The sequence below is a fragment of the Halomonas sp. MCCC 1A11062 genome, assembly GCF_021404355.1.
GTDB lineage: Bacteria > Pseudomonadota > Gammaproteobacteria > Pseudomonadales > Halomonadaceae > Halomonas > Halomonas aerodenitrificans.
Genome location: NZ_JABFTW010000013.1, coordinates 85,457 through 112,452, shown reverse-complemented (window position 1 = coordinate 112,452; position 26,996 = coordinate 85,457). Strand labels below are relative to the sequence as shown.

General features: G+C 64.6%; 2 protein-coding genes. Both read right to left on the bottom strand.

Annotated elements, in window-relative coordinates; translation table 11 throughout:
• Window positions 1-3: 3 nt before the first annotated feature.
• Window positions 4-831, bottom strand: coding sequence for a hypothetical protein (locus HOP58_RS14855; protein ID WP_234260764.1), 828 nt, complete (start codon window positions 829-831; stop codon window positions 4-6).
• Window positions 824-26,971, bottom strand: a complete 26,148-nt coding sequence (locus HOP58_RS14850; protein WP_234260763.1) for an LEPR-XLL domain-containing protein — start codon at window positions 26,969-26,971, stop codon at window positions 824-826. Before HOP58_RS14850 ends, HOP58_RS14855 begins: the two co-directional genes overlap by 8 nt.
• Between the last annotated feature and the right edge of the window lie 25 nt (window positions 26,972-26,996).

The window sequence follows — 26,996 nt, the reverse complement described above, 5'->3', positions numbered from 1 at the left end:
CTGTTACGGCTTGCACAACCGGGCCCCGTGATAACAGGTCAGGAACGGTTGGCCGTCGTCGCCGATACCGAACGACAGATTGCCCAGCATTTCGCTGCCGTGGGCTGCGACCCACTCCACCACGGTACTCCGTGGCGCACTCTGCCACTCCCGCACCAGCCCCATGCACAGGCCGGCAATCCCACCCAGCGGCAGCCGGGCCTGGTGCAGATGCAGATTCAACGAGTGGCGCTGCGTCTCTCGCCCGCCCACACGCTCCTCGATGCGCACCGTCAATGGCGGCCAGGGCGTCTGCTTCAGCGCAAAGCTCACCTCCAGTTGTTCCAGCAGATCGGCCAATGCCATTGGCATCTCGGCCAGCAGCGCCTTGATCGCGCGCACGGCTTGGCCGGCACTAGGCTCCAGCACGTAGTCGGATAGCGCAGCGGCCTCGCCCGGTTGCCACTTCCAGGCACGATAGAGAACGAAGCGCGATTCTTGTGCCAATTGCTCAGGCTGGCTCGCCTCCCAGTACACCTTGCAGCGGCCATCCTCGACCCCGAGATGCAGATAGTGCGGCACCTCCCCAGCAGTCGGTTGCAGCTCAGCGAGAAACGCCTGCATGTCCGTGTACTGCATGCCCAGCTGCTCCAGCAGCGCGGGCAACTGCCGAGCGAGGACATCCGCACCGCATGCCGAGACCGGGGCGCTGCAGAGCAGGCGATCCGTGGACCAGCGCTGCGGCCGCCACTTGGCGGAACGCTCAATGCCATAGGGCATATCCAGCGCCGCCAGGAAGGTCTGCATCATCTCGGCATGCACGCCTCCCGGCAGCGAACGGGCCTCACTCATCCTCGCTGTGCTCCTGCTGACGCTCTGCGCCATTATCACTCTTCATCAGGCGCTGCCACTCACAGGCGGCTTGCTCGCGGCGCAGCGCCGCCATGCGCGCGGGTTCCGTGCCGTTCGTCTTCGAACGCGCCACGCCCCAGCCACTGGCCCCGGCCAAGGCGCCGATCAAGCCGGCGACTTCGAGCGCTGCATCTTCGTCGACCTCCTGGGTGACCTCGGCAGGCTCCCCCTCATCCGCTGCCTCTTGCGGCAACTCGGCTTCTTCCAGCGGCAGCTCCTGCGGCTCGGCTTCCAGCACCTCGTCGCTCGACTCGTTCGTCACATTCTCCGGCGCGGCATCCTGTAACGGCGCCTGGGCTGGGGCCGACGCCTCACCGACACTGGCCGCTACCGAGGAAGCCACGCTGGTACGCAACCCGCTGCTGCCAGCCCCCTGCTGGCGCTCGACCCACTCGTCGATCAGCGTCCGCAGCCCCTCCATGCCCCGTGCCTGGAATCCGGGCTGGTCGTGGCGAGCGAAAAGGTTGCCATTGCCCAGCAGTCCCTGCGGCGTCATGTCGAGCCAGCCCAGTGCCTCCTGCACCCCATCGTCGCGCTCCTCTTCATAGAGGTTCTGCTGCGCCTGACGAATCAGGTCGAGGCGCCCCTGAGCGAGCGTGACGATCGAGGTGATCTGCTCGGCTTCGTTACTGCCGCTGAGCATGATGCGAATACGCGCATACTCGCCGATCATGGTGTCGAGGTCGAAGTTGCCGTCGAACCTGTCGTTGCCGGCACCGCCAATGGCGATGTTGCGCCCAGGGCCGGTGATCAAGGTATCGTTGCCGCCCTCGAAGTGGTTGATGGTCTCCACCGTGATCATCTGCGACGTGCGGGTCACGCGGCCGAAGTCGCCGAACAGGATGTCGTTACCCGGCCCACCGTCGAGGTAGTCGTTGCCCTTGCCGCCGAACATGATGTCGCGGTCGCTGCCACCGAACAGCCGGTTGTCGCCGCCCAGATCGGTGCGGCCCGTTTCGGCCATGGTGTAACGCCCGCGGGCATCGCTCAGGATCACACCCACATCGCCGATGATCACGGTCTCGCCCGCCACGTTGGTGACATGGTCGTTTCCTACCCCGGCGATCACCTGATCGTTGCCGGTGCCAACGTGGATTACGTCGTTGCCCCCGGTAGAGGCGCGGGTATCCAGGCTCTCCACGCGCTGGCGAATGCCGTCGCGAGCCAGGATCCGGCCATTGTCGCCCAGCACCACGTTGTCACCCGATGTGACGGTGATTCTGTCATTGCCGTGACCGCCGATGATCCAGTCGTTTCCGGCCCCGCTGGTAATGGTGTCATTACCGCCGTGATTGAAATGCAGCGAAGTGAAGGAGAGGATCACGCCATTTTGATCGAACAGCGCCTCGGCGTGATCGCCGGCCAACAGGTCGTTGCCGTCACCACTGTGAATGGTGTTGTTGCCGTCGCCGCCAATCACCAGGTTGCCACCGTGGCCAAGCGTCACAGTGTCATTGCCGCCCCGACCCGGGTTGGTGGACATTGCTTTTACCAGATGCCCTGCGGAGTTCCACACCAGCTCGCCCAGATCAGCCAGTACGACGTTACGGCCATTCTCCCCCGTGATGGTATCGTTGCCTTCACCACCCACGAGCACGTTGTTACCTGCCCCACCGTGCAATTCATCATGCCCGGCTCTCGCGCTAGGCAGAGTCACAAGATGGCGCAACTGCCCGTTGACGAAGGTTAGAACGGCGAAATCCCCTACCAGGACGTCATTCCCTGTGTGGTTTCCGCTCAGCGCCGTGCCGCCGTAGAGAATGTCGTTCCCGCCACCTCCCAGCAGAACGTCATTACCGCTACCGCCTTCGATGATGTCATCGCCATCAAAGCCCTCGTCGCGAACCACGATCTTCACGATGTTGCTGAAGTCGTTGACACGCCCGAACGTCACATCGGCATGGTCGCCGATCAGGATGTCGTCGCCGCTGCCACCCTGCAGGGTATCGTTGCCGCTACCGCCGATCAGGATGTTGCGCCCACCCGTCACCTCCAGGTGATTGTGGCCATAGGATGCGGGATCGGTACTGTGCACCGAGATCACGCGCTGGCTGTCGAGCAGGCGCAGGTTGGCGATGCCATCGCGCGCCTCGAGCTCGATCACGCCATGGTCGCCGATCAGAATGTCGTTGCCGTCACCACCATAGAGGTGGTTATTCCCCGCCACCAGGCGGTCGCCGGTCGCGTGAGGCACGTCCCCCGTCGCCGAGTAGAGCGTCATCACCCTCTCCGCCTGGGACAGGCGCACGCTCAGATCGACGTCGATGCTGCCGTTACCGTAGAGGTGGTTGTTGCCTCCGACACGGGCATCCAGCGTATTGTTGCCGCCGCCACCAAACAGCTGGTCGTTACCGGCACCGCCTATCAAGGTGTCGTTACCGGCACCGCCCACCAGCACCACGCCGCCGATTGCCTGACTGGCATCGAGAACATTGTTGCCAGGCTTGGTGAAGGGCTGTGCCAGGCGCGTAGGCTCGCCGCTCACGGCGCTGTAACGCGAACCGCTGCGTGAGGTGTCACCGAACACGATCAGCGGAATCTGAGCATCGTAGCCACCGCGTATCTCGATGAGATCGTCACCGCCACCGCCATGCACCACGGTCAGCGGCATCTCGCGAATGATCGCCGGGCGCTGGTCGCCCAGCGCGTCCAGCAGTGCCGCGAGCGGACGATCCAGCAGCATGTGTCCCGCGCTGGTGAAGCCGAACACCAGGAAGCGCTCGCCTCCGATCAGCAGGCTGTCACCGGCCCTGAAACCATCCTCGCGCCAGCTGCCATCACGGATCAGCATCGCCCTATCACCGCTGGCGGCGGCCGACCACTCACCGGAGAACGCCACGGGGTCGAGGTCGATCTCCAGATGGTCGTCACCGCTGCCCAGCAGCAACTCCACCACCTCCATGCCATGGAAGGTCACGCCGCGCAGGGTGTCGATGGTGGTTCCGGTACCCCGCCCATCGTCCTGACTCAGCATGCCCTCGCCCATGCCCAGCCCGGTCACGCGGTTGGCGGTCAGGTTGCCATGCAACGACTGCACGCTGGCATCGGCATGTAGAATCAGGGTATCGGTATCGTCGGTATGATCGTCATCGCCGAGGCCTTGCCCGAGGCCATCGCCCAGTTGGCCGGTCGACTCATGGGGCAGCATGATGGCGTCGTTCAAGGTGCGATCGGTATCGCCCACACCACCCTCCAGGATCAACGGCCCCTGGATGCGATCCAGCACGTGGGGCTGCGGCGCGAAAGGCATCACGTAGCGTTCGCTCTCCGCTGCCACGAATCCGTTATCGGCTCTCAGCGTCACCTCTACCGTGCGGTACCAGTCGTCGGCCGTGAAGGTAACGGCCGGAATGGCGACCTCGGTCAGCTGCCAGTTGCCGGCTGCCACGTCCACGCCCTGGGTCAGGTGCAGATAGCCGTCGGCATCGACATGATTGACGCGAACCTGCAGCACATCGCCCTCCGGATCGACCAGCGTCAGGGTCATCCCCACGCTCACTCCCAGCTCGGGCCAGGAGCTCTCCAGCAGCCGCAAGCGCGGCCCGGCCTCGGCACCTGCCAACACCTCGATGGCCACCGCACCGCTGAACAGCGTATCGAGGAAGACCCGATCGCCGAGTACCACATCGGTCAGGCCGTCCGAGAACAGGCGGACCGTCACCGGCTCGACGATGGCCTGGGTAAGGCGCAACGTATAGCTGTCGGTTGCTCCGGTGGTGGTCACCAGGGTGCGGCCATCGGTCTGTTGAATGACCAGGCCGGGACTGTCGTTGTCGTAGACCGTGACCCGCACGGTACTCGCCTTGACGTTCTCGTAGATGGAGCCATCGAGGTTGCTGCTGAGCTCGAACAGCACGCGCCCATCCAGGCGGTTCTCGACACGGTCGTTGTCGACGGCGGTCAGCGTGACGGTCTGCGCCTGATCCCAGTTGGTGTGATCGAAGACCAAGGTAGTGGTGCTGGCCGAGACCCGGTCGCCGAAGGCCGACAGATCGAGAGTCACGGTCACCACTTCGCCTACCTGAAGCGGCGCCGAGAGACGCAGCTCGAAGCTGCCGTCCTGGCCGGTCACCGAATCGCCCTCGATCAACTGCAAGCGGTCGCCGGGCACGTTCAGCACCACGTCACCCCGGTCGTTGTCGTAGACCGTGACCATGGTGTTGGCGAGCGGCTGGCTCAGCAGCGCCTGCAGCGCTTCCGGCATCTCGCCGTCGTGCCCTTCGGGCAGGGCCACCTGCGCCTGGTAGCTCACCGTGACGAGTCGCGTGCCCTCCACCACGTCGTCATCCGGCGCCTTGACGAAGATTTCCTGAGCAGGCGTCCATACGCCATCCTCCAGCACGAAGTCCACGGTGATCGCCTGGGTGTACTCGCCATCTTCCTGCAAGGAGAGCTTGACCGTCTCCGCACTACGTCCGCCATGAGGCGTGCGGCTGCGGTCGTGTGAAGAGGCCATCGCCGCCGAGACTGTCAATGTCACCAGCGTGCCATTGGCCAGCCCAGCGGTAGGCAGTGCCAGCGACACGAACCAGGAGCTGGGGCCGCCGCCTTCCACCACCCTCGTGGAACCACCGGGCTCGGTGACCACCACGACACCGGAGCGTGGGTCGACCACACTGACCGGTAGGCCATCGGCCAGCAAGGTCTGGTAAGCCTCTTCGGCGGAAGCAAAGCCATGCGTCACCAGACTGCTGCGACCCTCGGGATTGGCAGAGATGATGCGTCCTGTCACGTCGCCGCCAACGATGAAGGTATCGCTACCGACCCCGCCGATCAGCTCGGTCACCACATCGAAACGGGTACTGAGCACGTAGAAGGTGTCGTCGCCCTCCAGGCCGTCCACCCGCACCCGCTGGATGTTCTCGAAGCCGATGTTCAAACCGGCACCGAACACCCCGTCTTCGGTGATGACGAACTGATCCGCACCCTCGGTGCCCAGCACGGTCACGGTGTTGTAGCCGCTGCCGCCGTCGATGCTCACCGGCGCGTTGATGTTGTACTCGATGTTGTCATCGCCGCTGCCGCCGCGTATCTCGATGTCGTTCTCGGCAATGAAGGCACGGACCACGAAATTGTCGTTGCCGGACTCACCCTCCAGGCGCAGCAGCCCCTTGTTGCTGTAGACGATGAACTCGTCGTCGCCATCACCGCCATAGATCACCATGGCCTCGCTGTTGCCATAGCTGAGATACCCCAGGCTGGTAGGCGTGACGCGAATCTCGTCGCCCACCCGCACGCCGGAGGCGTAATGGCCATCCACCGCCGTGCCTTCGGGGTTGGGATGCTCGGCAAACAGCTGGCCGATCTGGAAGCGGTCGTTGCCGTTGCCGCCGTCCAGGGTCATCAGGGCGGAGGTATCGTCCACCACGAAGACGTCATCGTCGTCATGGCCATTGACCGTGACCCGGCCGTTAATGTCGGCACCGTAGTTGATGCGCTCCACGTTGCCGCCGGTAACGCCCTGGGTCGAATCGCCCTCCAGCCGCGCAATGAAATTGCGGCGAATCAGGAACAGGTCGCTCATGTCGCCGTCGACGAAGGCCCCCAGGTCGCGGTCGAGCATGCCCGGGTAGTCGTCGAAGCCGCGGCCTTCGATGAACAGGAAGTCCACGCCGTCGTTGATCGCCCCGCCGTCGGCCACGGTGATCTCGTAGTTGGCGTTCGCCCCCTGGTGCAGCACGATGCGATAGGTATCGCTGCCGCTACCGCCATCCATCAGCAGGCCATCGGTACGGCTATTGAGCTCCACCACGGTGAGCGTATCGTTGCCCTCGCCGCCGAGCAGCTCGATCTCACCGAGCAGCTCATCGGCATGCAGCATCAGGTCATCGTTACCGGCACCGCCGTAGAAACGCATGCCCAGCTCGGCATGAATGGTGCCGTGTACCCGCAGGGTGTCGTTGCCGGCGCCCAGATCCACTTCCAGGCGTCCCAGGGCGTGCTCGCCGTCGAAGGTCACGCGGTCGTCGCCCGCGCCGCCCTGGATCAGTACCTGGCCAGCCTCGATGCTGCCGCCCAGCCACAGCACGTCGCCATCGTTACCGCCATTCAGCAGTACACTGGTGGCTTCGATCCGGCCTTGCAGCTCGAAGTAGTTGTTACCATTGCCCGTATCCAGCTCAACGGTAGTGGCGATGAGCGTGGCGCTCTCTTCGATCAGCCAATGCTGTCCTTTTTCATTGCCACCACGCATCACGATGGACTCGCCCGCTTCAAGAGTACCGCGCAACACGCTTGAAGCCTGCGTATCGTCGAGACGCGTACCCAGCAGAGTGGTCTCCCAGGTTTCCACCCGTAGATGGATATCGCGGGAGGCCCTGAGCACGACTTGATCGTCTTCGATGACGATGCCGTCGCCTGCGGAAACGAAGATGCTACCCTGCTGCGCTTCGACCCGAACACCGTTGGTGAACGTCACGACATCGCCATTGTCTTGTGAGTCTTCGGCCTCCATCGCATAGAAGAAGATATTCCCCGACTCGGAGATCACGTTTTCGCTTACGGTCAACGGGCTGTTGGTGGTGATCTCGATGTCGCCGGCGGCGGTCAGGCCCTTACCGTCGATCACCAGGTGACCGCTGTTGTTCAGGTACACCTGCCCCTCGCGCGACTCGCCCTGCAGCACACCGGTCGCCGTGGTGATCACCTTGTCCTGACGACCGATGTTGTGCTGAGCCACGAGGTAGACGCCGTAGGAGAGGATGTTGATCTCGCCCTCGTCCAGGGCGTTGAAGATGTTACCCACCTCCGAGAAGATCAGCGCCAGGGTATTGTCGCTACCGGCCCTGACCTGACCCAGGCGCAAGTCACCGCTGCGGCCCAGGCTGGCACTGCCCAGTACTTCACGTACGAAGGCGGTGTCGGCACTATCGAGATCCAGCCGGCCGATCTCGTCGTCGGTCATGATCGCCAGCAGGCGGTCGGCCTGGCCCACTCCGCCAATGCGGGTCTCCAGGCGCAGGGTCGTGGCCTTGATGTCACCGGCCAGTTCGTTGCCGTTGGTGCCCAGAATCGAGTGCAAGGCACGCAGGTAGACATGTTCACCGGCTTCGATGTAGCCGATGGTCATGCTGCCATCCACCGTATCCAGATAGATATCGTTGCCGGCCTGAGCATTGATCACGCCACCGGGCCGCGTGGCGAACTCCAGGAAATTGTTTTCCCTGCCGATGTTCTCGCCGGCTGTCAGGTGGATATTGTTGGCCAGCATGTTGATCAGCCCGTGGTTCAGGCCGTCGAGGATGCTGCCATCGGCACTCAACCACAGGTCGCCGCTCTGGGAGAACATGGTGCCGATACGCATGTCGCTGCCAAGCGCATGCAGGTGGATACCCTGCTGGGCTCGGGCGGTCACGGTCGCGCCTTCCTTCAGGTCCAGCTGCAGTCGCGAATCGGGGCTGGAGCCGATCTGCCCGTTAGCCGCCTCCAGCACCAGGTCGCCGCTGCGAATCACCAGGTCGCCCGAGAGGGTCTGGGCGGCGAGAATGCTGCCCGACACTTTGATGCGGGCATCCGCTCCGGCGTGCAGTTTGGCCAGGCGCAGGCTGGCCTCGCCCTCTTCGGCATCGGCACCGAGGTAGACCGAACCCCCGGCCTCGACGTAGATCTCACCGCCATTGTTGACGTTGAAATCCTCCACCAGGCTGATGGAAATGAAGCGAATGACCGGCAGGCCGTCGGGACCGAAGGCTTCGGTGCTGCGCGGATCGAGCAGCACCGCGGCCAGCTCGATATCGACGCCCGACTCCGCCACCACGTCCAGTGAAGTGGTCAGCACCAAGGTACCGCCATCCACCGACACGATCTGGTAGTAGAGGCCATTCTCGGTGACGTTGAGCGACCTGCCGTTAATGTCCAGGGTCTCGCCCGGCTTGAACCAGGTGGTGTCCCAGGCCTCGCCATCGGTACGCTCGAGGGTTACGGTGGTGACACCGCCCACGCTATCGCCCACCACGAAATTGACGTTGGCTGCCACCGGGGCGTGCTTGAGGTAGCTGACATCCTGACGCTCCGCAGCGGAAAGCATCAGGCGTTGTTCCTCGCTCAACCCCGCCAGCCCGTTGGTCATGTCGAGCAGCTCACGGCCGCTGGCCACACCGATGTTACCGCCGGCAATCAGGGTGATGTTGCCCGCCGCCTCGACGTTGGCCGCCTGAATCTCGGTACGGGTGCTGGTGGTTTCCTGCAGCAGCCCGGCGCCGATCAGCGACAGCAGCTCCTGCTCGGTCCACTCCTTCACCGAAGACTCGATGTTGGCCGCCTCGGCAGCCGTCAAGGTCGCCTGATAGTTCAGCTCGCGCAGCAGCGTTGCGGAGCCGTTCTCGTCCACGCCATGGATGGCATGCAGCTGGCGATAGACGGTGGTGCGGTCCTGGGCAATGCCGTCGATTCGCGCCTCGAGGGCGGCCTCGTCGTCGGCCAACGAGGGATCCAGCTCCAACAGTGCCTGCCGATAGGCGCTGCGCTCCTGCTCGGTCAGGATCACGCCCTGTTCGGGGTCGTACTCCACCACACGGCGATAAGTGAGGGTCTGCCCCACGGCCAGCGCGCCACCGGCGGCCAGCAGACCGTCGCTAGTGATATCGGCCAGGCTGTCGATGGTGAAGAAGTCACTGCCGGACGTGTAGAAGCGATGGCCTGCCCGCGGATCGTCCGCCGCAATGTCGGGCGCCGCCAGACGCACTTCGGTACGCTCGTCGCCGCTGCCCACTTCCAGCAGCAGGTTGCCGTATTCGTCGATGCTCTTGATGCGGTAGGTTTCACCGTCCACCAGCCCGCCGATCACGTCATCGCTGGTGGCAAAACGGTAGTTCCAGTAGGCCTGGTACTCATTGGCCTTGCGGTCCTTGAGCTCCTGCTTGGCGGCCTCGATGCGTCCGCCCTCTTCGCCGGGAATCAGCCCCATGCGATCCCACACCCCGCGCAGCTGCTCGATGGTGCGCTCGTCGCGCCGGCTGTCGTCGTTGCGGTCGAGCAGGTCGCCCGAGGCCCGCAGCCAGACATCACCCTGGCTACTGACGATGCGCTCCACGCCGAGATCGCCGCTGACCTGATGCAACGCGATATCGCCACGTGCGGTGGCGTTGAGGCGCCCTTCGCCCGACTGCTGAATCAGCAGCGGATTATTGGCAGCGATGCTCCCGATGCTGCCGCCCTCGGCAATCAGGGTCAGATTGCCACCCTGCACATGAGCCGTGGTGCCGCCTTGCAGCGTGCCGGCAATCAAACTGCCGGAGGCCATCAGGCTGACGTTGCCGCCGGCATGAGCACGGCTCACGGTCAGGTCACCGTTGAGCTGGTGAACGTTGATGTCGCCGCGCACGGTCACGGCGTCCAGGCGCATCGGCGGTGCCGCGGCAGCGTCCGGCCCCAGGCGGTTGTGCAGATCGATGGCGCGGCCATTACCGATGCCATCCTCGGCACGCAACACGATTTCTGCACCGCTGATGCGAATGTCGCGGCGCTGATCGTCGTTCTGACGGATGGCCCCTTCCGTCTTCACGGTGCTGGTGCCGTTGTGGTTGGCGAGATCGCCGATCAGCACCACGTCACCGCGGGAATCGATGTTGATGGTGCCGGTAGCATTACCGATAAAGCGAATCTGGACGTCGCGGTTGGCCTCCACCGAGTGGGTATGCAGAATCACGCTCTCGCGCTCCTGCACGAACTTGGCGTAGTTGGTCTTCTTGCCATACCAGGTACTGGTCGACCACTTGTCCACCAGTTGCACCGGGATGTCGTTCCAGTTCTGCGAGGCCTCGCCCGGCTCCGCACCGATCTGGCTCTGCGCGTATCGGTAGCCGGTCTCGCTAGAGGTGTAGAAATAGGAGAGCGAATCCTGCAGCTTGCCGGAGCTGACCTCTCTGTCGCCCCATTTCAGCGTGCGCGGGTCGGCGGCCAGCGCATCGATACCCAGCCAGCTGCTCGACCCTTTTTGGGCATACTGCCGCTCGGTGCTGTCCTGAGCCACGCTGAAACCGTAACGCGCGTCTTCCTTCGGCTTGAAGGTGTAGGTGTTGTTGCCGTCGGCGTCGTAGCGGTACTCGTGCAAGCCGGTGAACTTGTCATCGATGCGCAGAATGCCCTGCCCCGGCCGGCTCACGTCCAGCCCGCCCACGGCAAGGGCGTACTGGGTGTTGTTGATCACTTCGATGGTGCCGTAGCCGCCCAGCACTTCAAGGAGGCCGTTACCGGTGTTGACCACGTGGCCGGTGATATCGAGACGACCACCCTCGATGGCGATGTTCTGCACCTCGATCTGGCCGGTGCGCGGGTTGAAGATGGCCAACGCCGTGCCACTGGAGGCCGGCAGCACGATGCTGCTGGTGCTGCCGCTGCGGATGTGGTCAGCGATACGCTGGGCATCGGCGTCGCCCAGCACCAGGCGGTAAATCTCCTCGCCGGCACGAATGTAGCCGTTGAGGTTGACGAACTCGGCATCGATCACGATCACGCCGGCGGAAAGGTCCGGCGAATCGCCACGGCTGTTGCGAATCGCCTCCAGTGCCGCCGCGCTGAGCCCACCGACGCCGTCGCCACTGTGGGCCTTCACCGCCTGAGCATCGGGGTTGCCGCCGGGGTTGAACTGCGACAGGCCGCGCACGGAAATCTCCCCGGCCGAGGAGAGCAGCAGCTTTTCGGCGCGCATTTCCCCTTCGATCTCCAGTGAGCCCACCGCATAGGCGACGATCTCGCCGGAGACGTTGCGGGTAATACCCGTGACCGCGAACAGCACGCTGGCTGCCGGTGAGTTGCCATAGTCGTTGTTGTCGTAGAGGAAAGCGTCACGCGCGGTGTCGCTGAGCCCCTCCAACTGCAAGCCACGCACCAGCGCATCGAGCACCTGGCCCCGCACCCCATCGGCGGAGTCGAAATAGACGCCGCGGCTGTTGACGATGGTGATACGCGGCGTCGCCCCCTCGCTGCCCACCGGGTTGAGCCCCGACAGGCTGGTGGTCAAACTCGAGTTGAGCAGATTGATCGCCGCGGCACTGTCCACCTCGGTGAGGTTGAAGTAAAGCCCGCCGACCACCTGGGGAATTTCGGTGCTACCCAGCACCATGCGTGACGGTGCGGTATTGAGAATGGTGATGCTGGCATCGCCCGGCGCATCCACCTCGCCGCTGCCGGTGAGATCGTCGGCGAATACATAGACGGTGCCGGCCTGGGCCCACACATCGTCGATGTAGACGGTGAGCTGGTCCACCTCGTTGATCAGGATGTCGTTGCCGACTTTCTCGGCGAAGCCTTCATCCAGCAGGCGCTGCTCGATACGAGCAATCTCGTTCGTATAGAAATCGATCAGCTGCTGGTTGCCGGAACTGCGGTACAGCGCGAAGCGCTCCCTGAGATCGCGGAGCTCATCGACGAGCTCGGACTGACCGCGCGTATAGCCCACGCTGAAGCCGATGTCGTCGTAGCCCTCCCGCGCGACCAGGAAATTGCCGGCATTGCCGGTGAACAGCGCGTCGAGTTCGGCCTCCTTGGCATCGATCTCAGCCTGCTTGGCATCGATCTCGCTCTGCTTCTGTTCGATCTGGCCCTGCCGGGAGGCGATACCGCTCTCAGTACTGTCAATCGACTGTTCCGTCGTCGTGATGGCAGTGTTCTTCGTGGAAATGGCGGTATTCTTGGTCGCAATGGCGGTCTGCTTGGCAGCAATGTCGTCCTGTTTGGCCTCGACCTCGGCCTTCAGGCGTGCAATCTCGTCTTCGTCCTGCTCCTCGGCCGCTTCAGCGTCCTCGAGCTCGGCTTTCAGTACGGCGAGTTCGCCTTGCAGAACGGCCAGCTCGTCCTCGAGTTCGACCTTCTCCGCCTCCAGCGCAACCAGCTCATCGTTCAACTCGACCAGTTGCTCCTCGAGCAACGCCAGCTCGGCTTCGAGCGGGTCGATCTGGCCAAGTAGCGACAGAATCTCGGGCTCATTGGCGCTGCGAATGGTCAGCAGCTCACTTCGCAGAGACTCCAGCGCCTGGTTGATGTCGCGAGCCAGCGAATCGATATTGGCCATCTCCAGCACCAGGCGCTGATGCCGGTCGATACCGGTACGCACCGTGCCGTCGATGTTGACCCGACCGTTGGAGCGGGTCACCACATCGCCATCGAGTATCTCGGAGCCACCACCGCCACCCAGGGCGGCATCGATGGCCCCCGTGACCGCCGAAATCCAACTCACGCCCTTGGCCTGGGCATTCATGTCGCTGAAGCCGAAGCGCTCGGTGAACAATGTGATGTCCCTTGCGCCCACCAGCTCGGCACCGCTGCGGATATCGATCAGATGCGACTGGTTCATCTCCGCTCGGGCATTGAGATCCGTAATCGGAATCAGGCTGCCGGCAAAGCTGTCCAGCGTCGCACTCAGCGCGTATACATCGCGATTGCCGCGAATATCGCCGCCTGCCGCGAAGTTGATGTCGCCAAAGGCCGTGGCACTGGCGCCTTCATGCATCACGATGCGATTGTTGGGACTCAAGATCACCCGCACGTCGCCCACGCCTACGGTGGCGGCACCGTAGGTATCCATCAGCAGGACGGAACTCAGGTCACCCGTGCCGCGCGCCGTCGCCACCAGCTCACCGGCGCTGTGCAGCACGGCGTTCTGATGGATCAGCACGCTGGCCGCCATATCGTCATCGCGAATGTGCGAGGTAATGCCGGCGCCGGAGCCGAGGCCGGCAGCGGTGAGGTTGATCTGATCGTGGAAGGTGATGGCGTTGAGTGCCTCCAGACGCAGATCGCCCACGGTCGTGGTCAATTTCGCGCCAGCGCCCACTTCCACACGGGTATCGAGATCGAACAGCGCATCGGTGCTGGCACCGGCGCCGGCCACGGCACCGCCGGCAACACCACGAATGGTATCGTGGCCGTTCCCCGCCAGACGCTCGCGAATCACTTCGCTCTCGGCAAACATGTCCAGGCTGTCAGCCGTGACATTGGCGTTGGCCGAAACGCTTGCCAGGGTATCGGCGGTAATGCGGAAGCGCGCCTCCGCCCCGGTACCGCCGAGCACACCCCCTGCCGCCGCCAGTATCTGGCTCTCCATCTCGAAGATCTGGTTGGCGCGAATCAGAAGCTTGCCGGCATCCGGGTCCGTGGAAGCCAACGGCGCCGTGACGGACAGGGTCGAGGCCCCCACCGTAGCGTGGGTAATGGCCGTCTGGCGCAGGTGGTTACCGGCACCGGCACCGGCGACCACACCGCCGCTGCCGGCCAAGGAGTAGAGCTCCGCCTGCTGGTGACCGCCGGCCTCGACGCTGACTCGCCCCGCGCCGATCAGATGACCATCGCCGATCCTCGCCCGGCTCTGGGTATTCTGGCGCACGTCCACCACGGCAGCACCGGCCGCCACCAAACCACCCACCACGCTGATGGCACGACCTTCCAGCGACGTACGCAGGTCGGTGACGACTCGCAGATGACCGGCCACCTCGATATTGTTGTCACTCTGCGGCTCGCCCGGCGCGGCACGGTTGGACTGCGTATTGCCGATCACGGCCTCGGCGCGGGCATTGTCGCGCAGGGTGATCACGGTGGCATTGAGGCCCAGCAGCGCCCCGCCGGCGGAGCCGACAGCCCGTGCGTAGAGAGACGGCGCGTCATTCAACAGCGTGCTGCCCGCCTCGACGTTCAGGTTGGCGGCGCGCAGGCTGATGTCGCTGTTGGCGCCGCCAGGCGTACCCACCTGTGCCAGCACCCGGGTGCCCAGGTTGCCCACCACCACCGAAGCGCCGATACCGACCCCGGCGCTAACCGCCACCCCGAGCGATTCCACGCTGACCCGCGGCGTATGCAGCGCGCTGATGACCACATCGCCCAAGGCGCTGAGGGTAATGCCGCTGCCCAGCCAAGCCTGCACATCGTTGGAAAGACTCACGGTGGAGACGTTGGCGGTGCCCGCACCGGCCAGGCCGGCGGCCACGGCAACCACGGTCAGATTGACCCTGTCGAGGCTGGTGGCAGACACCATCACGTTGTTCAACAAGGTATCGTCACCCAGGATCGCACGCTCACCGAGCCACGCCTGAGTGGCACCACTGATCTCGACCACCCCTACGGATATACCCGCCGCCACCTTGCCGATGCTGCCGCCGGCCGCCAACGCCTGATGCTGACGGTCCACACTGGCGCTCAGCGTCAGGTTGCCGGGCGTATTGATGACGACAGCCTGAGCCGGCGTACCGGCATCTTCGATATAGGCCTGCTGGATGCTGCGATCCAGGATGATGGTGCTCTGGCCGCCTATGGCGATACCCAGGGCTGCCGCGCCGCCCACGGCATGCAGGTTACTGTGGAACTCAGCGTGGCTGGCCACGCGAATTTGACCGTCGGCAGCGAGCGAGCTTCCGTAGCCCACGGTGGCACTCACCGCGCCGTTGAGTTCGAGCACGGCGATGGAAATGCCCACGCTGGCGGCGCCGGAAATGGCCGCTCCGCCGGTCACGATCCCCACCTTGAGCAGCTCTTTCGCCTCGACCACGATATCGCCGCCGGCATCGAGCTCGGTGAAGCGCCCCACCTTGGCGGTAGTGTCGCCGATCACCTGGCCGTTCTTCTCGACGTCGAAGCTCACCTGGAAGGTCAGCTCATCGAGGGCCTGGTTGGTGGTCTTGCGGTTGGCCTGGTTCTGATTGCCGGCGTTGGCCGGCGCATCGAAATCATTCTCGAATTCATTGGGATCGAGAGGATCATCGGTACCTGAGTCGGTCTCTGTGGCCGTCTCCTGCATGGCATAGTCGCCGTTGGCGAAGCCGGCAAAGGAGCCCGAGACCAGTTGGCCAAGCTCCTCGACGTCGGCCACGGCATCCTCGCTGAGCCCTGCGCCCAGGCTGATGACCGAGATGGCACCGTTGAGGCTGAGCGAGCCGCTGGCGGTGAAGGCCAGCACGGCGGAATTGATGCCGCGCTCGAGCAGAGCTTCCACGCGAATGTCGCCAGCGGCGTGCACCAGGCTGTAATCGTCGATGGAGGCCAGCGTGCGCTCACGCAGCACAATGACTTCCACCGAGGCGCCGGCCCCGACGCCGCCCACACTGACGGCGCCTACCCCTTGCAGGTAGTCGCCGGCGTTTTCACGTACGTTCATCTTGGTGAGCGTATTGGCCAGCACCTCCACCGAGCCGCCAGTGGAGTGCAGTTCGCTGCGCTGGCCAGCGTAGCTGGCAACGCGAGCCTCGGTATGGGCATTGGCCATCATCACCGAGAAGGCCCCGGACAGCGCGCCGCCGCCCACGGCACCGGCCACTACGCTGATGCCCATGTCCAAGGTCTGCCTGGCGGCAATACGGATGTCGTTGCTCGCCGTCAGGCTCGCCCCCTGAATCGACGTCACGGCCCTGGGGTTGAGCAGGCCCACGGCCAACGAAGCGCCGGCACCGAAGCCACCGCTGCCGGCCAGAGCCCCGACGATGAAACGCCCGTCGACATGATTCTCGGCACGCACATCGATGGTGCGACCCTCGACGCTGGCCTGGCGCACCGTGGCGCGGGTCTCCATGGAGACGTTCACCGCACTGGCGGAACCGGCTAACGCCGCACCCGGCGCGATATCCACCGCAATACCCATGACCACGGAGAGGAACGCCACAGAGGCCTCGGCTTCGACCATCAACGCCTCGTCGGCCTTCACCATGGCCTCGGGCGAGCTGTAACCCGAACCGTCTATCCAGGCCTCGGTGCGATGGCCGAGCAGGGTCGTGTCGACACCCGCTGCGGCGGCCAAGCCGGCGCCGATGGCAGCCGCGCCGCCGCCACTGTCGGCGTCGATATGGTGCAGCGCGCGCACGACGACATCGCCGCCGCTACGAACCCTGGCATTCTCGATATAGGCCTGAGTCGAACCGTTGACCCCATCCACCGTGACGTTGGCCGCCAGCGAACCGGGCCCCCCGGCGACCGTGGCCGCCACGGTCAGGAAGGTCATGTGGCTGGTAGCGAGCACCACCACCCCCTTGCGATTCTCGGTTTTCCAGCCATCGTCCCAGCGCTGCGTCACGGCGCGGCCGTCACCGTTACCCCGCGCCAGCACGTCGGCATTGCCGCCAATCCAGGCGCGGCTGTCGCTGCCCATCAGATCGACCGACACCCCGCCGCCGATGGCCACGGCCCCGGCTGCCACGGTACCCAGCACGATACGGCTGGTATCGACCACGTCGGCATGCACCAGCAAGGTGCCGTCGGCACGCACCGTGCCGCCGTCCACCCTGGCCTCGGCCAGGTTGCGGATCACCGAGCTGCCGGCGTTGGCCGCCCCGGCGCCGAAGGTACCGTAGGTCACCCCTGCGCTGGTGATCAGATTGCTGGAAAGAGAATCGGCGCGAATGACCACGTCACCGCCACCGTGCTGCCGGGTTTCCAGTTCGGCCCCCTGGCTGCCCGCCACGATACGGTTCTGGATGTCGTGGTAAACCACCGAGATACCGGCCGCACCGCCCTTCACCGCCACGTTGACCTGAACGCTGGCGGAGGTCATGCGGCTGCTGTCTTCGGCCTCGATCAGAATGTGCTCACCGGCTTCCACGCGGGTAGCGCCGCCCAGCACCTCGGCGCGGATCTCCTTGCGGGTGAAGTTGAGGGTGGTGGTACCGCTCAGCGCGGCGAAGCCCGCCACCGCACCGCCGATGGTGTAGGCGTTGATGCGCGAATCGGAGGTGGCCTCGAGCAGCACGCTACCACCGGCCGTGACGTTGGCGCCGTTCTGAATCAGTGCGGCGATACGGTTGCTGGCATCGTCAGCGGGATTGTCGGGATTGCCGCCAACGTAGTTGTAGGCGAAATAGCCCGCGGCAGCGAAAGCGCCCGCACCGGAGGCCGCCACGGTGAAGGCGTTCAGGCCCAGGTCGTCGGAGGCGGCAACCCGCACGTCGCCCTCGGCGCTCACCTCGGCGGCGTCGATCACCGCCTCGACATTGCTACGCAGCCAGTTCAACGACAGCGCGCCTGAAACGGCCACCTTGCCCGCGCCCGCGCCGCTGAGCGCAAAACTCCAGATCTGGTCGCCCTGCTCCGGCGTCGCCGGCCGCTCACCGGTCTCTTCTTCTTCGGGAATCAGGCTGCTGTCGACGTTCATCTGCGGCACGCCGTCGGTCACTCGCAGCAGGCGAGCCTGAACATCGACGTTACCGTCCGCGGTCACCCGGGTCGCGGCCCCGTCGATACGGGCGCTGACGATAGAGGCCATGTCGTTGGTAGCGGAAGCCCCCGCCAGGCCAACGGCACCGGCGCCGGCCGCGGCACCGGCGATGTTGATCATGATCGGCGCCACCGAAGCGCTCACGTTCACGTGACCGGTGGTGGCGTCACCCACCGCCGCGTTGGCGGTCACCTGAGCGCCACCGCCTATCCGCGCCAGCAGATCGTGCTGCATGAAGTTGATGGCGATGGAGCCGGCCAGCGCCACCTTGCCCGCCCCGGCGCCACCGGCAGTAATGTTCAGAAGTTGGGCTTCGGCATGGGATTCGACCATGACGTTGCCCGCCTCGGCAGTCACCGTGGCATTGTCGATCACCGCCGCCACCTGACCGGCCTTGTAGCCGAAAGTGTTGCCGCTGCCCTCCAGGATCAGCATGTCCTGAGAGGCGTTGACGTCGTCGTCGCTGGTATTATCGATGGTTCGCGACGGATCCGAAGGATCGCCGCCGATGTAGTTGAAGGAGATGGCAGCGCCACCGGCCACCTTGCCGGCCCCGGCCACGCCGAAGGCGAAGCTGGCCAGCCCTTTTTTGTCGTAGGCTTTCACCTCGACATCGTTGCGCGACACCACCACGGCACCGCCACTCACCTCAGCGCGAATCGAGCTGCGCATCCAGTTGAGACTCACCGCTGCGGAGCCGGCCGCGGCCCCCGCACCGGAACCGGCAATGCTCACACTCACGACACCGGAGGACCAATTGAGGTTGCCCATGTCACGGGCAGCGATATCCGGCTCCTCCTCGCCCTCGGCAAACTCGGTGCCTTCGGTTTCCGGGTTGACCCCGGTCAGCGCCTCGAGGTCGAAAGCACCACGTTCGGTGTCCTCGGCAAGGCCTGCCCATATCCTGACGTTATCGGCCTCGAGCCGGCCGCCTTCCACCAGCGCCACGATGGCGTTGTCGGTCTGTACCGTGGTACTGCTGACACCGCCCGCCACCTTGCCGGCGCCGGCGGCACCGATGGCCACCACCACCAGTTGCGCGCTATCGGTGGCCTGAACCTGGATATCGCCACCGGCCGTCAACTGGGAATTCTTGACCTGAGCGACCGTCTGGCCGGACACCAGATTGACCGTCACCGCGCCCGCCAGCCCCACCTTGCCGGCCCCCGCGCCGCCAATGGCCACCGAGACCACCAGCGAGCTGGAAGTGGCGCTGAGCAGCACCCCCTCGTCGGTGGTGAGATGACTGTCGAGAATCGTGGCCCGGGTATCGTTGTCGATGATGTTGACCGAGACGCTGCCGGCCAGCGCCGCCTTGCCGGCACCGGCAGCGGCGCCGCTGATGGCGATCAACTGGGTACGGTCCTGTGCCAGCACCGAGATCGCCCTGGTTGCCTCGATACGCTGGCTATCGATGCCCGCGCGAAGCGAGTTGGCAATGATATTGGCCGAAACACTGCCCGAGCCGGCCACCTTCTTGCTGGCACCCACGCCGATGGTGAGCGTGCGCAACAGGCCGGTATTGGCGGCCAGCACCGCCACGCCGGCCGCCTGCTCGATCACCCCGCCCTGAATCAAGGCGCTGGTGGAGTTGGAGAGGTAGTTGACCGAGATGGCAGCACCGAAACCGGCCGTGCCGCCCACGCCAACGGCGCCGGAAAGCGACCAGATGCTGCTGCGGTCCTCGGCGCTCACCCGTACGGCGAACGGCACGGCGTCTTGCTCGCCTTCTGCCTCAGGTGCTGTCAGATAAGCATCCTCGAGCAGTGCCTGAGTGGTGTTCTCGATGCGATTGATCGCCACGGTACCGGCCAGGCCCACGCCTTGGGCGCTGGCGCCGATGCCGGCGGAGCCGGCAATGCTGACGATCAGCGCCTCGCTTTTGGCATCCACCGACATACCGTTCACGGCCATGGCAGCGCCATCGCTACCCAGACCATCGACCTGCGCTTGCACATCATGGGAGATCTCGGCGTAAGCGGCTGCTCCGCCCACACCGGCCTTACCGCCACCGGCCACCGCACCGGCAACGAGAATGGTATTGGCGGCATCGCGGGCGATGACGCTCACCTCGCCCAGGCTGCCGGCCTGAATGTTGAGCAGGCCGGCATCCACGGTGCGCAGCGAGCGCAGCACACTGGCCGATCCGGCAAAACCGAAGCCCTTCTGACCCTTGGCCATGGCCAGCCCGGCCGAGGCAACGACCGCCCAGCCACCGCGCAGCGCCTCGACCTCCAAGCCCTGACTGTCGAAGCGGGCAACATGGTCGATACGCGCTCGGGTAATACCATCCTGGAAGGCCAGCGCCGCGGCACCGGCTACCGCCACCTGAGCCCCGCTGCCGCCGAGGCTCAGCGATGCCCCGCCCGCCAGCAGGCCGAGATGGGTACTGTCATTGGCTGCCACGCGGGTCGAACCCGAAACATCGAACAGCTCGAGCCCCTGCACCAGGGCCTGGGTATCGTCGTTGCCGACGTGTACCACCACGGAACCGGAAACGCCGACGCCGAAGCCGCCCTTCTTGTCGCCGCCACCGCCGCCGGTGCCGCCACCGCTACTGCCGCCCTGGCCCAGCTTGCCCGTCAGCTCGGCCAGTACGTTGTCGTAGTTGCTCTGGTTGTTGGGCCACTTGTTGGGGTCGTCTTCACCGCTACCGCCGCCGCTACCGCCGGAACCGGAACCGCTGTCGGAGCTGACGCCACTGGGTGCCTTGCCACCGGCCTTGGCGCCGGCCAGGGCCATGTCGACCACCACCCCGAAGGTGTTGGCCTCGACCAAGGCGTCACCGCCAACGGCAATGCGACCTGCGAAGGCAAGATCCTCGGCCAGGCTGCCGAGCACCGCCGTGGTATCCCGCTCGATCACCGAGACCACCACCGACGCGCCGATACCGACGCTGCCGCCACGTGCCACGCCACCGGCAATGCCGAAGGCGTAGGTATCGTCGTTGGCACTGATGCGCAGCGAAGGGCCTGCAGTTTCGCCTTCCACGCTGCCGTTGCCGATCTTCAGCCGTACGCCGTCCTGAACCTGGGCCAGGGTGAAACTGTTCACGATGTTGGCCACCGCCGTGGCATTGAACGCCACCTTGTCGGCCTGGCCGCTGGAAACCCCCATGCCGAGCAGCAGGGTCTCGTTGGAGGCCCGCACGTCGAGGCTGTCGGCCACCAATTCCACGCCACGCTCGATCATTGCAGTGGCACTACCGCCCAGCAGATGCACACCCACCGCGGCACCGATGGCACTGCCCTCCGACTTCACCCCGGCAAGGCCCGACTTGATGGTATCGATATCGTTCTTGAAAGCCTTCTTCCAGGCGTCGCCGTCGGCCTTGTTGGCACCGGAAAACGAAGGCAGGCTGACGTTGCCGATCAGAGAAAACAGATGGTTGTCGTTACGCGCCACGACGCTGACGCTCTGGCCAGCCTGCGGCTCCACGGCACCGATGTCGGTCTCATCGCCCAGGTTGATACGCGCACCCTCGCGAATCCGCGCATCGCTGTTCTGGTTGACCAAAAAGACGTTGGCCGAGCCCGCCACGGCAAGCTTGCTGCCCTCGGCGGTGGCCATGGTCCAGCTGTCGAAGCTGCCGGGCAGGCCGAGGTCGCCTGAGGTGTAGCCGTTCAGGGTATCGACGAACTCGCCGATACGGATATTGAGCGGAGTTCCCAGGTTCTCCCACCGCTCCTCGTCGGAGAAGTCCTCACTGGCAAGATCGATGTTCTCGGCGTTCTCACCGAGGAAGCGATAGACGGAACCAGCCTCGCCGCCGGCCTGGTGGCCGTCTGCCACCAGCACTTTCTCGCTCGGTGCGGTGGCCACGGCGCCTTCGCTGCTGGTGTGGTCGTAGGTGCCTTCGAGATCGTCGAAAGCCTTGCCCGCGGTATAGAGGTTCATGCCCCACAGGCTTCCGATATCCACCGTGTTGAGGCTCGCGGCCTCGACGGAGATCGCCTTGCCGGCATCGAGATCGACATTACCCTCGATGGTGGCGTTGGCCCTGTTGTCGAGCAGGCCGAAGCTCACCGCACCGGCCACTCCCACCTTGGCCGCCTCGCTGGCTTCGCTCTTGTCATCCTGGGCCTGCTTCTTCTGCGCCTCGGCGGAATCGTTGCCCTTCACTGCCGACTTTTTCTCGGCGGCCAGATATTTGGCGATGATCGTGTTACCCAGCACCTTGTCGGTGAAGCTCTTCTCCTCTTCCTTCTTGTTCGGGTCGACGCCTTCGGCGCTACCGCTGGCACTCACGGCGGGCCGATGCTGGCTCAGCGCCTGCACCGTGACGTCGCCCTCGACGACGATGCGGCTGCGCTCGTCATCGCCCAGTGCATTGCCGGCCCGATCGACGCTGGTACCCAGGCGCGCTTCGGCAATGTTGAGGTCGACGGAAACCGCCAGGGCGGCGGCTACATCGAGGGAGTTCTTCTTGTCTTCCTCGGACTCGCGGAAGTGCTTGCCGATGAAGTTGGGCGCCTTCTCGCCCACCGTCTTCTTGATCTTGTCGGTCAGTGCATCTGTCAGCGCACTCTGGAAATTACCGATCAGCGCCGTGGGCGAAGCGTCCTTGAACGACGACTCGATGCCGTCGCGCAGGTCGCTCGGCCCGCCGGAAGGCTTGGCCGTGCCGGCACTGGCGGTGACGGCACCGTTGCTCTCGCCCTGCTTGGTCGTCGCTTCCACCAGCAGGTCGTTACCGACCGTGACGTCGCCGGCCAGCTGCGCCTCGGTACGACTGCTCTCCACGTTCACCGCTATGGCGATACCCACCACCCCCTTGTCGGGCGCCGAGGTAGCCTTCGTCGTGTTGTTCTCAACCGTGGTGGCGGAAACGGTCAGATCGTTGCCGGCATCGATGACGGCATCGTTCCACACCATCACCCGCGACTCGCTCACCAGCACGCTCACCGCCACCGCGCCCGCCACACCACCAAGCCCGCCCGGTGCGGCTTCCACGTTCTGGGTGGTGGTCACGCTGCTGCTCAGGTGAATGTCATTGGACGCCGTCAGCTGCCCATGCACATGCACGTTGGAACGAGTGATCAGCGTACTCACCGACACGCCAAGACCCCACGCCTTGGTGGGCGACACGTCGGCGGTGATATCGATCTCCGAGGCCACCACGATGTCACCGTCAGTCGCGGTGATCTTGGCATCGGCGCCGATATCGATGGTGGCATTGGCAATCAGGGTCGAAATGCTGCCGAACAGCGACAGACCCTGCAGGAAATTCAGGGTGGCATCGATGCCTTTGTCGATGATGCCAACCCCGGTGCGCTGATTGAACCAGTCGCGCTCGGGGTCGACCAACAGGGCATCGATACGTACGCTGCCACCGGTCAGGGTGGCATCGCCGATGTTCACGGAGAGATCGAACAGGCCCACGTCGACGAAGCCGTTGACCGGCGCTAGCACCTTGGGCGGCAGTTGAGCGCTGACGTGAAGATCACCGGCACCGCTGTCTAGCTTGCTGTCGTCATCGATGGTCAGGTGGCGGGCGATCAGGGTCAGGTCAGTGCCATTGGTGGTCAAGGTCGTGTCGGTAAGCGTTAGCTTGCCGTCGGCGCGCAGTTCAATGTCCGTTTTGAAATTTCGCTCGATATTGTTGAGGATGCTGTCGCCGCTCCAGTAGCCGACCAGCTTCGCCCCACCCGTGACCGTCACACCCTCTAGGCCATCCAGCTCGTCGGCTTGCAGATCGACCACCACCTGATCGTCACTATCGGCATCGACGGTGATATTCGACACGCCCTGCAAGAGACGTATCAACGACTCACCGCCGAACGCTGCGGTGCTCAGCGTATGCCCAGCGCCCCCCGCCAGCAGCAGCTCGGCCAATTGGAGGTTGCTGAGTGCCGAAGTATCGTCACCCAGCACCAGGCTACCGTCGGTCAACGTCATGTCGCCGTGCTCGTGGCTCGCCACCAGCGTATTGCTGCCTGCGCCGCCATCGATATCGTGCTCGCCCGCCACCACGATAAAGCGGTCGTCGCCGCGGCTGCCCTTGAGGGTATTGTTACCTCCCAACCTGGCGTCGAAGGTCACTCCGGCACCCGCCAAGGGCTGGCTGACCCAATCACTATCCGACATGCCGAAGCCAAGCGCATCCGTCAGCAGCGCCGCACTCTCATTGGCAGCAATCGCGAAGGTGCCCTCGCCTTCAGAGACATCGCGCACCTGCAGCTTGCCTTCGGCCGTATCGAACTCCGCCTCCAGGCCCTCCACGGTGCCCAGCAACAGCAGCAGGTCGCCTAAAGTGCGGGCATCGGCAATGTTCAGACGATGCTCGGAGCCATCGGACAAGGTGATATCGAGGATCGCCGAGGTGACGCCCAACTCCTCAAGCTCGTCATCGGCCAGGTCGCCACCCAGGGCGGCCAGGAAGGCGTCGATGTCGGCTTGCAGGGCATCGTGGCGCTGCATCAGCTCAATCAAGGAGCTGTGTTCGCCCAAGCCATGCCAGCCGCTTGCATCCAGGGTATCGTTACCATCAGTGCCCACCAGGGTGAGCCGATCGACATTGACATAGCTCGAGGTCGTGTCGCCGACCTCGAAGGTGTCACCTGAGACAGTGACGCTGGAGCCCTGAACGATGAGATGATCGCGGCCCACCCCACCGACGATGTCGTTCTCGCCGCTGCCGGCATGCAGGGTGTTGTCGCCGGCCACGGTGAAGAACTGCGTGAAGCCGTCGCCGCCATACAGCGTGTCGTTGCCGCTGCCGCCCTGCAACAGTACATCGCCGGTGAAACCGCGGGCATCGAGCGCGGTATTGCCGAACTCCGCCTCGAGCACGGCGTTATCGATATTGATCAGGGTATCGCTGCCGGCCTGGCGGGCGCGGGTCTGGGTCGACATCACCGAAGCCGCGCCGGCTCCTACCAGCGCCACGCCGAAGGCTTCGCTGTCCAAGGCCTTGGCGAAGGTGCCATCGTCGAGCAGACGCATGAAATCACCGACGAAGCGCACCGTCCAGCGCACCTCGTCGTCCGTCGCCTCACGGGCCACCTGCAGGTTGCCCGCGCCGATACCGATGAGCTGCTCCAGGGCGTGCTGTACCTCCAAGGCCTCGGCATCGATGCTCACGGCAATGGTCTGCTCATCGCCGAAATGAAACTCGACCATGTTGCCAGCGGTACGCTGCCACACCAGCTCATGCTGCTCGGCAAAATCTCCGCGCAGAAGCAGGGAATCGAAGACTTCGTTTTCCACATTGAACAGGCGCAGCGAGTGCGACGTGGTGCCCATGGCCGTGTTGGTACCGTCACCACCGTCAAGAGTATTGTTGCCGCGGTTGCCGAACAGCAGGTCGTCGCCATTGCCGCCCAGCAGCGTATCGTTGCCAGTGCCACCAATCAGGATGTCGTTGCCGCTGCCACCCTTCAGGATATTGTTGCCCGCCACCCCTTCCAGACGCACGCTGCCGGTGAAAGTGCTGGCGTCGAGCTCATTGTCGCTCTCGCCGCCAATCAGATGGGCGAGCTGAACGTTGGCCAGGGTCCACGCCTCCCAGTCACTGCCAACGACCACAAGGCTGGTATCGGTCAGTGTCATATCGGCATCGGCCTGGGCCTCGATCAGGTTTTCGCTTCCGCCACCTGCATGTACCGAGCCGCCGCCCGCGCCGAGAATGAAGCGGTCGCTCTGCTGGCTGCCCAGCATGGTGGTGCTCGACGCGGTGTCGCGCGCCTGGAAGGTCACCCCGCCAAGTGCATAGTCGGCGGCACTCAGGGTCTGGCCATTGCCCGCCGCCGCCAGCACGATCTCGACCGGCTGATGAGTGAACGCCACGCTGCCCAGCTGGGTCGCGATCTGCGCCTGAGCGCCCTGGTTGGTCAGCGTGATGTTCCCGGCTGAGCGCTCCACCACGTAGGTCAGTTCGGCTTCTTCGGGGCTGAAGTCGTCGCCCAGGCTGTCGCTCAGGGCGAAGGTGTCGTTGCCGCCAACGGAGACCAAAGTACTCTGGCCAGCGCCCGCCTTGAGCAGATCGTTACCGCCGCCGCCAACGATCAGGTTATCGCCATTGCGACCGTCCAGCGTCACGCCCAGGGTCGCTGACGCATCGCCGATCAGAATGTCGTCGCCGTTGGTGCCGATCACATGACCGAAGCCGCCCACCTGCTTGAAGCCGCTGGCATTGCCGGTGCCGAGGTTTACCGCCACCGAAGTGGCATAGTCGGAATAGTCCAGGGTCTGGCTGTGCCGTCCGACGAGAACGTCGACGCCCTCGAAGGCGATACCTCCCAGGGCCAGGCTGCGCTCGTCGTAGAGCGCCCAGCTCATGCCGTCCACGGTAGCGGAAAGACGATGCGTGAAGCCGTCATCCTCGGGGGCGATATCGCCCGCCTCGCGATACCAGGCCGCATCGATGTCGGTAATCCCGCTGAAGCTGAGCCAGTTGGCGCTCAGCACTTCGTTGGCCAGATAGTCGGCTCGGCCCTCGCCGGTACCGGTCACGGTCCACTCGGTGCCGGCCTCGAGCCCCTGGATACGGTCATCGCCCTCGCCCCCCACGAAGTTGATGACCAGCCCCTGGCTGTTGGCCAGGCTCAGGGTGTCGTCGCCGTCGCCACCGTGGAAATTGATCAGCAGCCCGCTCAGATCGGCATCCAGCAGGTTGGCATCGAAGCTCAGCGAATCGTCGTCCTCGCTGCCCTGAATCGTGATGCTCCCCGCATCGCGTGCCGCGGCCAGATCGAAGCTGTGCAGCAGTTGCTCCTGCTCCTCCAGACGCTCCACCAACTCCAGGCGCTGCTTGTCCTCCGACATGCGCAGCACCATATCGCTGCCGGCGGCCACCGCTGCCGTCAGCGGATCGGCGGAGAGCAACATGCGCGGCTCGAGCCCCTCGAAGATGAAACGCGAGGGCTCGGCCTGGGCACGCTTGGCCCGACGCGACTTGCGCGCCAGCGAAGAGATCAGGTCCGACAGGGGCTTGCGCAGGGGGCGATTCATCTCGATGCTCCTGGTTCTTCTTTTT